Origin of the sequence: Cellulophaga omnivescoria (assembly GCF_001999725.1) — a bacterium.
Lineage (GTDB): Bacteria > Bacteroidota > Bacteroidia > Flavobacteriales > Flavobacteriaceae > Cellulophaga > Cellulophaga omnivescoria.
Genome location: NZ_MDDP01000003.1, coordinates 1 through 15286 on the forward strand (window position 1 = coordinate 1; position 15286 = coordinate 15286).

At 31.7% G+C, this 15286-nt stretch carries 13 protein-coding genes; 2 read left to right on the top strand and 11 right to left on the bottom strand.

Translation table 11 applies throughout. From position 1 onward, the window contains the following. Positions 1–68: 68 nt before the first annotated feature. From BFJ87_RS02225 to BFJ87_RS02275, 11 genes are all read right to left on the bottom strand, one after another. Positions 69–1160: a GDP-L-fucose synthase family protein gene (locus BFJ87_RS02225; RefSeq protein WP_077399291.1), complete on the bottom strand. Its 1092-nt coding sequence runs from the start codon at positions 1158–1160 to the stop codon at positions 69–71. Position 1161: 1 nt separating this feature from the next. Then, the gene (gmd, locus tag BFJ87_RS02230; protein WP_077399294.1) at positions 1162–2283 is read right to left on the bottom strand and encodes a GDP-mannose 4,6-dehydratase; all 1122 of its coding nucleotides are present in this window, start codon (positions 2281–2283) and stop codon (positions 1162–1164) included. Positions 2284–2327: 44 nt separating this feature from the next. After that, a complete protein-coding gene (locus tag BFJ87_RS02235) occupies positions 2328–3683 on the bottom strand; it encodes a nucleotide sugar dehydrogenase (protein WP_245799573.1) in 1356 nt (451 codons plus the stop codon). A gap of 78 nt (positions 3684–3761) precedes the next feature. Beyond that, positions 3762–4541 (bottom strand): dTDP-4-dehydrorhamnose reductase, encoded by a 780-nt coding sequence (gene rfbD, locus BFJ87_RS02240; protein ID WP_077399300.1) that lies wholly within the window; start codon positions 4539–4541, stop codon positions 3762–3764. Beyond that, the gene (gene rfbC / locus BFJ87_RS02245) at positions 4538–5083 is read right to left on the bottom strand and encodes a dTDP-4-dehydrorhamnose 3,5-epimerase (RefSeq protein WP_077399303.1); all 546 of its coding nucleotides are present in this window, start codon (positions 5081–5083) and stop codon (positions 4538–4540) included. The genes rfbD and rfbC overlap by 4 nt, the downstream gene beginning before the upstream one ends. 2 nt (positions 5084–5085) lie before the next feature. Beyond that, positions 5086–5949, bottom strand: coding sequence for a glucose-1-phosphate thymidylyltransferase RfbA (gene rfbA, locus BFJ87_RS02250; protein WP_077399307.1), 864 nt, complete (start codon positions 5947–5949; stop codon positions 5086–5088). 10 nt (positions 5950–5959) lie between these two features. After that, positions 5960–7003, bottom strand: a complete 1044-nt coding sequence (gene rfbB, locus BFJ87_RS02255; protein WP_077399310.1) for a dTDP-glucose 4,6-dehydratase — start codon at positions 7001–7003, stop codon at positions 5960–5962. Next, positions 7003–8052 carry a hypothetical protein gene (locus tag BFJ87_RS02260; RefSeq protein WP_077399313.1) on the bottom strand — a complete coding sequence of 350 codons (1050 nt, stop codon included), beginning with the start codon at positions 8050–8052 and terminating at the stop codon, positions 7003–7005. Before BFJ87_RS02260 ends, rfbB begins: the two co-directional genes overlap by 1 nt. Position 8053: 1 nt before the next feature. Further along, on the bottom strand, positions 8054–9739 hold the full coding sequence (locus tag BFJ87_RS02265; RefSeq protein ID WP_077399317.1) for a DUF6909 family protein: 1686 nt from the start codon (positions 9737–9739) through the stop codon (positions 8054–8056). 57 nt (positions 9740–9796) lie between these two features. Further along, positions 9797–11293: a GH3 family acyl-acid amido synthetase gene (locus tag BFJ87_RS02270; RefSeq protein ID WP_077399320.1), complete on the bottom strand. Its 1497-nt coding sequence runs from the start codon at positions 11291–11293 to the stop codon at positions 9797–9799. A gap of 7 nt (positions 11294–11300) precedes the next feature. Further along, positions 11301–12170 (bottom strand): M23 family metallopeptidase, encoded by an 870-nt coding sequence (locus BFJ87_RS02275; RefSeq protein ID WP_077399323.1) that lies wholly within the window; start codon positions 12168–12170, stop codon positions 11301–11303. A 177-nt stretch (positions 12171–12347) separates the two neighbouring features. Here BFJ87_RS02275 and BFJ87_RS02280 point away from each other — a divergent pair, with 177 nt between their 5' ends. Both BFJ87_RS02280 and BFJ87_RS02285 read left to right on the top strand, forming a co-directional pair. Then, positions 12348–12539 carry a twin-arginine translocase TatA/TatE family subunit gene (locus BFJ87_RS02280; RefSeq protein ID WP_013620918.1) on the top strand — a complete coding sequence of 64 codons (192 nt, stop codon included), beginning with the start codon at positions 12348–12350 and terminating at the stop codon, positions 12537–12539. A gap of 389 nt (positions 12540–12928) precedes the next feature. Further along, entirely contained in the window at positions 12929–15037 is a 2109-nt protein-coding gene (locus tag BFJ87_RS02285) for an OmpA family protein (RefSeq protein WP_077399326.1), read from the top strand. Positions 15038–15286 lie beyond the last annotated feature (249 nt).

A 15286-nucleotide genomic window follows, 5' to 3' on the forward strand; every position in this document is an offset into this window, starting at 1 on the left:
TGGTGTATTTTTTTTTTTTTATTTAATTTTTTAATTTTTTGTTTTTAAAAAAACTCAATTACAATAAACTAATCTGTATTTGTTGCTGTATACCAATTATAAATCATTCCAATACCCTCCTCTAAATTAACCTTATGTTTCCAACCTAAATTATTAAGTTTGGTAACATCTGTTAGTTTTTTCATTGTTCCATCGGGTTTACTTGTATTAAAAACAAACTCTCCCTTATAACCCACTGTTTTTGCAATTAATTGGGCTAACTGAGCTATGCTAACGTCTTCACCAGTTCCTATATTTATGTGAGTGTTTCTTACCTCTTTAATGTCCTTTACTACATCTCCAAAATCCCTTTCCTCCATAATATACACACAGGCATCTGCCATATCTTCTGACCATAAAAATTCTCGTTTAGGCTTGCCGGTTCCCCAAATCTCTACACTAGCTTTAGATTGGTTCAATACAACTCCAAAGTCTGATAAAACTTGTTCTATTTCTTCCTTAGAGGCAGATCCGTTTATACCTTTTATTGGTAACTTGTTTAGGTCTGAACTGATATAATCCCAGTTTTTCTCTTCTAATGCTTTACCTAAGGCTACTTTTCTAATTAATGCTGGTAAAACGTGTGACTTTTCTAAATCAAAATTATCATTAGGACCATATAAATTTGTTGGCATTACAGAAATAAAGTTAGTACCGTACTGTAGGTTATAACTTTCACACATTTTTATACCTGCTATCTTGGCTATTGCATATGGCTCATTTGTGTATTCTAATGTGTCTGTTAATAGGTAGTCCTCTTTCATAGGTTGCGCACAGTTTTTTGGATAAATACATGTGCTACCCAAAAACAACAACTTCTCTACCTTATGTTTGTAGGACTCATGAATTACATTGTTTTGAATCATTAGATTTTCATAAATAAAATCTGCTCTGTACGTATTATTAGCCACTATACCTCCTACTTTAGCTGCTGCTAAAAATACGTACTTAGGTTGCTCTACCTTAAAAAAATGAGATACTGCTTCTGTATTAGTTAAATCTAACTCTTTATGAGTTTTAACTACTAAATTATGATATCCCTTACTCTTTAAATTTTTAACTATGGCACTACCTACAAGACCTCTATGACCCGCTATATATATTTTTGAACTCTTATCCATACTATTCAAAGTAGTTTAAAATGCGGTAACCACCGTCTTTTAAATACTGCTCTTTTTGCATTAACTTTAAATCACTCTGCACCATATCTTTTACTAAATCTGGAAGATCATACTCTACGGTCCATCCTAATTTTGTTTTTGCCTTGGTTGGGTCACCTATTAATAAGTCTACCTCTGTTGGTCTAAAATATTTTGGATCTACTGCTAATACCTCTTTACCTATCTCTAATTGGTATTTTGGATTATTACATTTTACAACATAAGCTTTTTCGTCTACACCAGTCCCTTTAAACTCTAACTCTATGCCAGCTTCCGCAAAACTCATTTTTACAAACTCTCTAACTTTTGTAGTTTTACCAGTTGCTATAACCCAGTCTTCTGCTTCGTCTGCCTGTAATATCATCCACATCATTCGAACATAGTCTTTAGCATGGCCCCAATCTCGCTCGGCATCTAAATTTCCTAAATAAAATTTATCTTGTAGTCCTAACGCTATTTTTGCCGTTGCTCTGGTTATTTTACGTGTTACAAATGTTTCTCCTCGGATAGGAGATTCATGATTAAATAAAATACCATTACATGCATACATATTGTATGCCTCTCTGTAGTTTACTGTTATCCAATATGCATACATTTTGGCAACTGCATAAGGGCTTCTTGGATAAAAAGGAGTAGTCTCTGATTGTGGAACTTCTTGAACTTTACCATACAACTCTGAAGTTGAGGCTTGATAAATTCTTGTTTTATTTGATAAACCCAACATACGAACTGCGTCTAATATACGTAAGGTTCCTATACCATCTGCGTTAGCTGTATACTCTGGTACTTCAAAAGATACGTGTACGTGACTCATTGCTGCCAAGTTGTATATCTCATCTGGTTGTATCTCTTGTATTAACCTTATTAGGTTTGTACTGTCCGTCATGTCTCCATAATGCAGAATAAAATTCCTATCTTCTATATGAGGATCTTGGTATAAATGGTCTATCCTATCTGTGTTAAATAAAGAAGATCTTCTTTTTAAACCGTGTACTTCATATCCCTTTTTTAATAAAAATTCACTTAAATATGCGCCATCTTGGCCTGTCACTCCTGTTATTAAAGCTACTTTCTTTTCTGACATAGTTATGGTGTATTCGTTTATAGTTGTGTTTAATTATATATAAATTAGTTATAACTATTACCCTCACCAATTCTATAATATACAAAGCCAATTTCCTGAAGCTTATTTCTATCTAACACTCCTCGTCCGTCAAAAACAAAGGCTGGTTTGTGCATATTATCATAAATACGTTGCCAATCATAGGTGCTAAACTCTTCCCATTCTGTTAAAATAGCTATTGCATGGGAACCTTTACAAGCCTCATATGCATTACCACTAACTTCTAATCTATTATCTACTTCTTCGGCTTCAATAGAATCCAAATAATTAACATCAGCATAGATTTGGGATTCTTTTACCTTAGGATCCCAAACTGATATTTTTGCCTGTTCTGACAATAATTCCTCTGCAACATATATTGCAGGAGACTCTCTAGTGTCGTTTGTATCTTTTTTAAAAGCCCAACCTAAAAACGCAATTTTCTTATCAGAAACTGTATTATAAAGTGTTTTAACAATATTATGTGCAAACCGTCTTTTTTGATGGTCATTTAATAGAATTACTTGCTCCCAATAATCTGCTACTTCGTTTAAACCATAGGATTTGGCAATATAAACTAAGTTTAATATATCTTTTTGAAAACATGAGCCACCAAAGCCAACTGACGATTTTAGAAATTTTGGACCAATACGACTATCCATTCCTATTGCCTTAGCGACTTCATCTACATCTGCTCCTGTAATTTCACAAAGCTCACTCATTGCATTTATAGAGGAAACTCTTTGCGCTAAAAAGGCGTTTGCTGTTAGTTTAGATAATTCTGAAGACCACAAATTAGTGGTTAAAATTTTATCTTTAGGCACCCAGTGAGCATAAACATCTACCAAAGCCTGTACTGCTTGTTTTCCTTTTTCCGTTTCTTGTTGTCCACCTATTAATACTCTATCTGGATTGGTTAAATCTGACACTGCCGTGCCTTCTGCCAAAAACTCTGGATTAGATAGTATTTCAAAATTTACATCGTTACCAGTGTGGTCTAATATATTTTTAATTGCTTGTGCCGTTCTAACAGGTAAAGTCGACTTCTCAACCACAATTTTATCGGAGGTAGCTACGCGTGCTATTTGCCTTGCACAGAGCTCAATATATTTTAAGTCTGCAGCCATACCTTTGCCCTTACCATAGGTTTTTGTTGGCGTGTTTACAGAAATGAAAATCATATCCGCCTCATCAATAGCTTTATCAATATCTGTATCAAAAAATAAATTTCTTCCTCTTGCCTCAGCAACTACATTGGACAAACCAGGTTCATAAATAGGAATATTAGAGACATCTGCATCATTCCATTGGTCTATTCGTTTCTGATTTAAATCGACAACTGTAATTTCTAATTCTGGACACTTTTGGGCAATAATAGCCATAGTTGGCCCACCAACATATCCTGCTCCGATACAACAAATCTTTTTTATCACTTTATATATTTTTTATTATAATCTAAATTAATCACACAAAAGTGCGCTGTTCTTAGGTCTTTTAGCAAAACTACGATAATTATTAGCCCTTACAAGCTTTGTAGTCTTATCTAGCTGATTTTTTTTTAATATTTCTTTAGCAAAATCAAACCACGTCATAGGCGTTCTGTCCGTATAGTGCTTAATCCCAAAATCCTTATTATCAGAAATAATTATATCTAAAATATACTTAGCTAAATTGTTTGCATCAGTTGGGCAACCAATTTCTGTGTCTATAACAGACAAATTTTCTCCCTTCTTAGCCTTGTTTAAAATAGTTTTATAAAAATTATGTCCAAATTCCGAATACAACCAGGACGTTCTAACTATAAAATATTTTTCTAATATTTCTTTTATAAACTCTTCTCCTCTCAACTTAGATTTTCCATACTCATTAATAGGGTTTGTACTATCTGATATTGTATAAGGGGAGCCTTTTTCTCCATCAAAAACATAATCTGTTGAGATGTGCACTAATACTACATTATGTTTTATACACTCTTCTGCTATGTTTTTTACTCCATCACCATTTACCAAATAAGCTTTATCAGGAGTTTTTTCTGCCTGCTCTACATTTGTATACGCTGCACAGTTAATACAGTAATCAAACTTATCTTTATCAAAAAAAAGACGTAATCTTTCTTTATCAGTTATATCTAAATCCTTAGAGTCACAAAATGTAAACTTTATATCACTATAGTCATCTTTTACTTTTTTAAAACACTGTCCTAATTGACCGTTTGCCCCAGTTACTACAATTTTAATCATACCAAAACCTCTTTCAATGTTGGTAAAGTCAAATCTTTTTCAGAAACTTTAATTTCCTCAGGTCTAACTTTCCAATCAATATTTAAAGTAGCATCGTTGTATATTACCCCTCCTTCAGATTCTTTATTATAATAGTTATCACACTTGTATAAAACCTCAGCAGTATCAGTAAGAACAGAAAATCCATGAGCAAAACCTCTTGGTACAAATAGTTGTTTTTTATTTTCTGAAGACAATTCAACAGAAAAATATTCTCCGTAAGTTTTAGAATAAGGTCTTAAATCTACCGCCACATCTAAAATAAGGCCATTTAAAACACGTATTAACTTTGCCTGTGCATTATTTCCTTTTTGATAATGTAACGCTCTTATAACTCCCCTTGTAGAGAATGATTGATTATCTTGAACAAAATTAACCTCTTGATCAACAATATCATTAAACCGGTGGGTATTATAGCTCTCAAAAAAATACCCTCTTTCATCATTATATAGTGTAGGCTCTATAAGTACACAACCTTCCAATTTTGTTTTTGTAACCTTCATTCCTAATTATCTAATATTCCTAAAAGGTTTTTTCCATAACCACTTTTCAACAATGGTTCTGCCAAAGCTATAAATTGATCTTTATTGATATAACCCATTTCATAAGCCGCAGCTTCAATGGCACCAATAGTTAAACCTTGACGCTCTTCTAAAACCTCTACAAATTGTGATGCCTGCATTAAGGACTGAAAAGTACCCGTATCTAACCAAGCCGTACCACGATCTAATATACTTACACTTAATTTACCTTTTTCCAAATACACCTTGTTGACATCTGTAATCTCTAGCTCACCACGTTTGCTTGGTTTTATATTTTTTGCAATTTCTACTACAGTATTATCATAAAAATAAATACCTGGAACAGCATAATTAGACTTAGCCTCTAACGGCTTTTCTTCTATACTAATAGCTTTGCCTTCTTCGTTAAACTCAACTACTCCATAACGTTCTGGATCATACACTCTGTAAGCATATATTATTCCGCCTTCAGGATCATTATTAGATTGTAGTAATTGTGCTAAACCAGATCCATAAAAGATATTGTCTCCTAAAACCAGCGCTACTTTATCATCTCCTATAAATTCTTCACCAATAATAAAAGCCTCCGCTAAACCATTAGGATTTTCTTGAACAGCATATTGAAAACTACAACCATACTTAGTCCCATCACCCAATAAATCTTTAAACAAAGGCAAATCTTTAGGTGTAGATATAATTAAAATCTCTTTTATACCAGCATACATTAAAGTAGAAAGCGGGTAATAAATCATTGGTTTGTCATAAATAGGCATCAACTGCTTGCTTACACTTAATGTAATGGGATGCAGCCTAGATCCAGAGCCTCCAGCAAGTATAATACCCTTCATAACTCTTTATTTAATTATATATTTTTTTATAATACTCTTGATAAGTACCAGAAGTAACACTCTCTAGCCATTCTTCGTTTTGCAAATACCAATCAATTGTTTTTTCTAACCCTTCTTCAAAAGTTACGGACGGCTTCCAACCTAATTCTTTATTAATTTTTGATGCGTCTATAGCATACCGTAAATCGTGCCCAGGTCTATCTTTAACATAAGTAATTAGTTTTTCACTATCACCTAAAGGCCTGTTTAGTTTAGCATCCATTAAACAACACAACAACTTTACCAAATCTATATTTTTCCACTCGTTAAATCCGCCTATGTTATAAGTCTCTGCGTTTTTACCCTTATGAAAAACCAAATCTATAGCTCTGGCATGATCTATTACATAAAGCCAATCTCTAGTATAATTGCCATCGCCATAAACAGGTAATCCCTTTTTATGAATTATGTTATTGATAAATAACGGAATCAATTTTTCCGGAAAATGATTTGGCCCGTAATTATTAGAGCAATTGGTGATTACATAAGGTAACTTATACGTTTCTCCGTATGCTCTTACAAAGTGGTCTGAACTTGCTTTAGAAGCCGAGTAGGGCGAATTAGGATCGTACGCCTTAGTTTCTGTAAATAAACCAGATTCTCCTAAAGCACCGTACACTTCATCTGTACTTATATGATAAAATCGTTTACTTTCTAAGTCATTTTTCCAAGAATCTCTGGCAGCATTAAGTAAATTTACTGTTCCAATAACATTTGTTTTTACAAAGGCCATAGGATCTGTAATAGACCTGTCTACATGCGACTCTGCAGCTAAATGTACAACTCCATAAAAATTATATTTTTTGAATATATCTTGAATAAAATTCTCATCTGTAATATCACCTTTTAAAAAGGTATAATTAGAAGAATCTTCTATATCTGATAAATTCTCTAGATTACCAGCATACGTCAAGGCATCTACGTTATAAATATGATAATTTGGATATGACAGAACAAACCTCCTAACTACATGAGACCCAATAAAACCTGCCCCACCTGTTATTAGTATATTCATTATTTTCCTGGATATTTTTTTAATACTTTATTAAGCTCCATCAATAATAAGAACACTAATAATATATTAACTAATACTATAGGCAACATAAACTTATACTGACTCATAACCCCCCCTAATTTAGCTCCCCTAGTAGGGAAATCCGAAATTACATTAAGGATAGTTGCTTTATTGGCTTTTTCTAAATTTAACTCTACAATTTTCTGCTTCAATTCGTCCCGCTCCTTTAAAAGCTCTATTTCTTTATTTTTTCCTCCTCCATTATCTGCCAAGCTAATGTTAGTGCCTCCAATTTCTTTTGAGGCTTCTTTAACCATTACGTCTTTATATAACTCCTGAAGCGAAATAATTTCATTTAATTGCTGATTGTATATCTCTTCTTGAAAGCCAATATTTTTATCATTTGTAGCCTTCTGCTCCTTAAAATAGGTATTACTAGAAATAGATTTAACAATAGCTGGTTGTGCTTTTTTAGCAACTGTACTGTTTGTACTTATCAGGTTTATTTTATGAAAACGAGCATCAAATGTATTAAAGTTTTCTAGGTAAGCATCAAAATCTAAGTTCTTAACGGTTGTAGAATCTAACTCTCTAATAAACTTATCAAACAACAAAACTTTTTGGTTTTCATCTGAATAGGACTCTATCTCCATTTTCATTATACTAGCTGCTTCTGTCGTTGTTATATTTAAAGAATTAGCCAACGTAATAGAGTCCTCTGCTTTGGCAAGTTCATTGTAAAAAGTCACATTATTATACAGCTGTTGTACACTATTAAAGTTTGGCTCTACTACCATACTTGAAATGTATTTTTGATCGTTTTTAATATCTAAAAATATACCCAAACCAATACCTATAACTCCTGCTATTACAAACTTTATAAAGTGCTTTTGAATAAATAATAAAAACAACATTAAAACGTGGAAAACACCTTTAAATATGCTTGCTATAAAAGCAAATAGTTTTTTAAAAGCATTTCCTATTAACTGAAATAATTGACCTAAATCTATTTCTTCTGAAGATTGCTGTGGTTGTTGGTTATTACTCATTTTATAATTTAAATAATTGTTCTAAAATTTTATTAGTTATTAAGTATGTTGGTTTTACACCTGTTGTGCCTAAACCACCAGATGCCAACGTACTGCCTGTTTCTAGAGGATTATCTGAGGCGTAATAAGCATATCTTACTTTTACATCTTCTTTAATACTTTTTCGTATTTTGGAAGCCGCTTGTATCGCTTTTTGGTAATGCACACCCTCCATCTCTAAACCAATTACTCCCCAAGTAGAGTCCTTAAAGAATTGCAATATATCTTTGTTTTGTAATGATGTTCCTAAGACAGTTACCATTGTTCCTTCTAAAACTTTTAATCCGTGACCTTCAAAATCGGCTGCAGATAGTTCGTTTTTAAAAGGGTAATTGTCTGCTGTTCCTTCAAAAATATGGGCAGTAGCAATCATAATATCACCTTTACCTCCTTCTAAAATTCCGGCTTTACCCATTATAGAAACAGATTCAATATTTAAGAACTCTTTTACACCTTCTTTTTCATACGGTTTTAAAAGCTCATCTATAGTTTCATATGCTTGCTCTCCAAAGGCATAGTCCATTACAAAAATAACAGGCTTTTCATCGTCATTTAACCCCTTTGGAAGATCAAAACAGCATGCTTTATCTCCAAACTTAGCTGAATCAAAAATCTGAACATCAATATTTGTTCCAGAGGTATCATTCAGAGAAATCATTCCGTTTTTCTTGGCATACGCAGTTACTTTTGCCCGTAACTTATCGTTTTTTGGCTTGCTTAAATCTTCATAAATTTCTAAACTATCTTTGGAGTTTGGATACTCTTTTGACAATGCTTTTTTAGCAAACAAAGAGTTCATTACACTGTGCATATTTGCACTAATTATGTGTATTGGTCTATGCAGTATACCGTTTTTTTCTAAAGTCTCTTTTATGGTTAACGCCCAAAGATCTCCGTGAATATGGTGACCTAAACGCTCACGTAAAACAGGACTAAATGTAATTATTCTTTTATCGCCTAATGTTTCTTCTTCTATGGCAAGTTTACCCATCCAGTAAATGGTACGCAAAAACTTTTCTGGATTTTCTTTTGTTGCAAACACTTGGTGCATTGCTTTAACCTCTACAAAAGACCTGCCAAGTATGTTAGCAGTATAACTTAGTGCAACTTCTAATTCTGCCTGTGATAACTCATCAGATTCTAAGGCAGTTTCTAACTTAGTCCAATCTCTTATTGTTTTCTTTGTATCTTCAATTAATACACGTTTGCATATTTTTTCGGACTCTATAAACAAAAAAGTTAAGTGTGTAAGAATATCGTAAATATCAGATCTACCTCTGGTAATTACAATATTCATTTGGTCTTCATCTATACGGTAACAATCTCTTCTTCTTTTTGCAGGTATTATGGCTTTAAAGTGAGATTCTCCGTAACCTTCATCTGAAGTTAAGTTAATGTACCTACATTGTTCTATTCCTTCTGGAAGACGCTCTAAAACATATGTTAAACCATTTAATTCTGATTTTTCCTCTCCTACAGACCCATATATTTCTGGTCTTAATTGCAATAATGCATTACGTAGTGTTTCTCCTGAAACACCCATTGGCTTGTAAAAACCTCTGTTAAACAGGTGTCTCATTGTTATATACAATCGTTCAATTGCATTTGTAGACTCCTGTGCTCTGGTTGTATTTATTATCTTATTCATATTTCTTATTCATTACAAAGCTACATAAATTAACAGTATATTGTTAAGGTTGCTACTTTAGATTAAGGTAAATTCTTTCAAACCATCTGCCAATTTTCGATCATTAGACAAACGTTGTACTTTATTTTGGCCTCCAAACTTACCAATACTTACCATATAATTTTTAAATCCGTTTTTCTGGACTTTAGTTATTTTTAATGTTTGAAGGACCTTTCCTTCAATTAAATCAAAGTAATAACTATTTTGTTTTTGTAAAGATTCATCTATTGTTTTTATAAATAAATCTAAATTCTCTGGTTCTTTTTCAAATTCTATAAACCACTCATGATAGGGCAACTCATTGGTTGTTACAGTTTGCGGCGCAACTGTAAATTCATTAATTCTTGCATCGGTTGCTTTAATAGCCATTTGCATAGCTTCCTCTACTTCTTTAGCAATAACGTGCTCTCCAAAAGCTGATATAAAATGTTTTATTCTTCCTGAAACAATTACCTTATAAGGACTTTTAGAAATAAACTGAATGGTATCTCCCAAATTATAACCCCATAAACCAGCATTTGTAGAAATTATCATTACATAATTAACTCCTATTTCTATGTCTTTTAGAGTGATTCGTTCTGCATTATCTTCATAAAAATCATCTGCCTTAATAAACTCATAAAAGATACCAGAGTTTAAAAGTAATAGCATACCCCTTTCTTGCTGAGAATTTTGATATGCAAAAAAGCCTTCACTAGCAGGAAAAAGCTCAATACTATCTACCTTACGCCCAATTAAATTCTCAAATTTTGCACGATAAGGCTCGTAGTTTACACCTCCATAAATAAACAACTGAAAATTTTTAAATAAATCGCCTACATTTTTACCGGTGGCTATTTGTAATTTTTCAAAATACATTTGAACCCAAGATGGTATACCTGCAATTACGCTCATATTCTCATCTTTAGTTTCTTCAACAATCTTATTTACCTTAGTTTCCCAATCTTCTATACAATTGGTCTCCCAGCTAGGTAACCTATTACGCTGCAAATACTTTGGCACATAGTGCGCAGAAATACCCGATAAACGACCTAATTTTATTCCGTTTTTTTCTTGTAAAACAGGACTACCTTGTAAAAATATCATCTTACCATCTACAAAATCTGCTTCACCAGTTTCGTGAATGTAATTTAAAATAGCATCCCTTGAGGCTTCAATTTGGTATTTAATAGACTCTTTGGTTATGGGTATGTATTTTGCTCCTGATGTAGTACCAGATGTTTTTGCAAAATAAGCAGGTTTGCCTGGCCATAGTACGTTAGACTTACCTTCTACAACCTCATCTACATAATTTTTAAATGCCTCATAATCCCTAACAGGTACATTTTTAACAAAGTCTTTATGCGTTTTTATAGCATTAAAACTATGGTCTTTACCAAACTTAGTATTAGCTGCTTTTTGTATTAATTGATGAAACACCTTTTCTTGGGTTTCTATTGGTTTAGAAATCCATTTGGTATTTTTGGTCGCTATATTCTTAGCAAAAATTTTTGCTGCAAAAGATTTTAAAGACATAATTTACTTATTTAAAATCTATATAATTTGTAGGGTTTACAGAGGTACCATTACTCCACAACTCAAAATGTAAGTGCGGGCCCGTAGTTATTTCCCCTGTATTACCAATAGTTGCAATAACCTCACCTGCTTTTACAATTTCTCCTTGCGCCTTATGTAAAGCACTGTTGTGTTTATAAACAGATAAAAGGTTGTCTTTATGTTCTATTATAATAACATAACCAGTTTCAGTAGTCCAATCTGCAAAAATAACTGTTCCCTGCGCTACAGATTTTATAGGACTGTCTTTTGGTGCAACAACATCTACTGCAAAGTGCTTTTTATCCTTGTCATAATTTTGAGAAATTGTACCACTAACTGGCGAAAATAATACTAAGGAAGATTCTGTTTTAGTATTACCAAATAAATTGTATTTATCTTCTAAAGCAACTTGAGCTCTTAAATTTAAATCCTCTTTAATTGGGCTAAGGTCTACAGTATTAGGATCTATTTTGACTTGCTCAAAGAGCGAATCTCTATTCATTTTATTATTGGCAACATCACCGCTTAAAACCATACGTATATTAGATAAATACTTATTGGTATAATTTAAAACATTAACCAGAGAATCTGTTTTATAGGTAAGTTCTGTGGCCTGTTTTTTTAATTTGGTAGATGAATAACCCGGAATATACTCTCGCAAAGGAGTAAAAGCTATAAGCACAGTTGTAAGTGCAATTAAAACAAAAGTAGAAATCCAACCTAAAACAAAAACATTAAGTCTACTTAGCTTAAAGGAAATTTTTTCTTCAAAAGTATCTTCATTAAGAATAACCAAACGATACTTATTTAAAAGCTTACGTTTAATCTCCTTTCTTTTCTTCCTGTCTTTTGCCATAACAAACAAATATAAACTTTAGAATTATACTATACTAACAAAAATGGGGTTCAAAGTATCAAAATTAAGTTAAATACGCCTAAAACATTAAGTACAAGCACAAAAAGTAATTCTATTACTAATATTAACATTGTTATAGTTACTTTTTATTATCTTTGTTTTTCAAAATTAATTATTATGATTTCATCAAATATTATGTTAGCCATTCCAGGTGGTGCATCTATAGCACTTATAGTTGTTGCAGTTTTATTACTTTTTGGAGGTAAAAAAATACCTGAATTAATGCGTGGTTTAGGAAGCGGCATTAAAGAATTTAAAGATGCTTCTAAAGACGATGATTCTAATGACAAACTAGAAGAGAAAAAGTAAATTACAATATATCTTAATTTTAAAAACCCTGCACGAAAGTGTGGGGTTTTTTGTTCCTAAAATATAGATTTTACCAAAAAATAAAATTCTCTTACCACATTTTTAAGCATCTTTAAACACATATACGCCTCATTTACAACAATTAAAGTTAAAAAAATACAAAGTAACTCTATCTTTGTATTGTTTTAAAAGTTACTTTGTACAGTTTTAATTATTTCAAAAAAAAATACCTTTTAACCTTAAGTACTATTAATTATTAACACACTTATACACGAAACTTTAAATAAAGTCGTTAGTTATAGACTGGGGCAACTTTAAAAAAATACTTTTAAAGCTCAACTGCTTCTCAAAAACTTAAACTAAACCCTAGATTTTTTTAACAACTTGTAATGAAAAAATTAATACCTACTTTGTTTTTAATGTTAGCTTTAAGTGCGTCTTCACAAGAAACACAAAAAGAAACAACTACTACTATTTCTAATCCTACTATAGAAAAAGGATTTCCTGTTGCTAATTTAAAATCTGCAGAAAACAGTTTTTACTTTAATAATGATACAGAAGAAAATGTTACCACCAAAAAAGGGAAGTTTTCTGCTAGTAATAGTAAACTAATAAAAAAAGCAAATGAGTATTTTAATATGCTTTGGTATGCAGAAGCTGCAAAATTGTTTGAACAAGCTTTAGAGGAAAATAAAGAAAACTACACAAAAGATATATTGCAAAAAGCAGGAGACTCTCATTACTACAATACAAATATGGAGAGAGCTTACCATTGGTATCAAATTTTATATGACACATATAAAGATGATTTATCAGCAGATCAAATTTTTAAATATTCCCACGCCCTTAAAGGAAATGGTAAATATGGTAAAGCAAAACGTTTTATGCGTTTATATAACCGTATGAAAAAAGATGAACCTACAGAGGTTAAACTAAACAAAGAAGTTAATGCACGTAATGAGCAAATACTAGATGCAATTTTAAACAGAAAACCTACTTCAGAGCTTAAAAATTTAGCTATAAACACAGAGAATTCAGATTTTTCTCCTATGTTTTATAGTAATGATAAAATAGTTTTTGCCTCTGCAAAAGACTCTTCGTTTTTTAGTACAAGAAAATACAAATGGAACAACCAACCTTACTTAGATTTATATGTTGCAAAGGTTAACCAACAGTCTGACGATTTAAAAGACGCTATAAAATTCTCAAAAAAAGTAAATACCAAATACCACGAAGCCTCTGTTACCTTTTCTCCAGATAATACTACAATGTACTTTACCAGAAACAACTATGGTAAAAAACTTAAAAGAGATAAGAACGGAATGAATAACCTTAAGTTATACATGTCTAAAAAAATTAATGGCGAATGGTCAGAAGCTGTAGAATTACCTTTTAATAGTGATAATTACTCTACTGGTCACCCAGCCTTAAGCCCAGATGGTAAAAAATTATACTTCGTTTCGGATATGCCAGGCAGTATTGGAGAAACAGACATTTTTGTAGTAGATGTTTTAGAAGATGGTTTATTTTCTTCTCCAAAAAACTTAGGGCCAGAAATTAATACAGAACAAAAGGAAATGTTCCCTTTTATTAACAATCAAAAACTATACTTTTCATCTAATGGGCACATTGGTTTAGGTGGTTTAGATGTTTATGAAGTTGCTTATGATGAAGAGGGTTTTAAAGAGGTTATTAATGTAGGACAACCAATTAATAGTAATAAAGATGATTTTTCATATATAATTAATGAAGAAACCCAAAAGGGATACTTTGCATCTAACAGAAAAGGCGGCAAAGGAGATGATGATATTTACTCATTTAAAAACTTAATTGTAGAAGAAGTTAATGAAAACGCAATTGCTGGTGTAGTCACAGAAATTGTAACTGGTGAACTAATGCCTAATGCTTTAATCACCTTATTAGATGAAAATAATATTAAATTAAAAGAAGTAGTAACAAAAGATGACGGTAGCTTTGTTTTTGAAGATTTAGACAGCAATACTAAGTATAAGTTACAAGTTAACAAAGAAACTTTTTATGAAGAAAAGCTAGATACCTTAACTGAAGAAAACCAAGTAGTAAATGTAGATATTGCAATGAGAAAACTACATGAAATGATTGCTATTGAAAATGGAATTAAGAAGCTTAAAACTGAAAAAATCTTCTTTGATTTTGATAAATCTTACATAAGACAAGATGCTAGTGTAGAACTTGATAAACTTGTAGATGTTATGACAGAATACCCTAATATGAAAATTAAAATTGAATCTCATACCGATGTTAGGGGTAATGATGCTTACAATAAATATTTATCTGATAAAAGAGCTAAATCTACCAGAAAATATATTATATCTAAAGGTATAGATGCAAGCAGAATTATTAGCGCCATTGGTTATGGAGAAGAACAGCTAATTAATGAATGTGAAAATGGTGTAAGTTGTAGTAGAGAAAAACATCAAGAAAACAGACGATCTGAATTTATAATTGTAGAAATGTAAAATATAATTCTAAAAAAACACATATTAAAAAAAGCTTCTAGGTAAAACTAGAAGCTTTTTTGTTTACATATATTACAAATCTTAGACTGTCATAAAGACTTTACCTACAAAAAAATATGAGCTAACTATCTGATAATGTAGTTCATCGGATAAATATTTAAATTATTGGAATAGAACCTTTTTAGATAACAGTTTAACTAAAATTATTGCTTTGTACCGATCGCCCATACGATATTTACTGCTTAATTA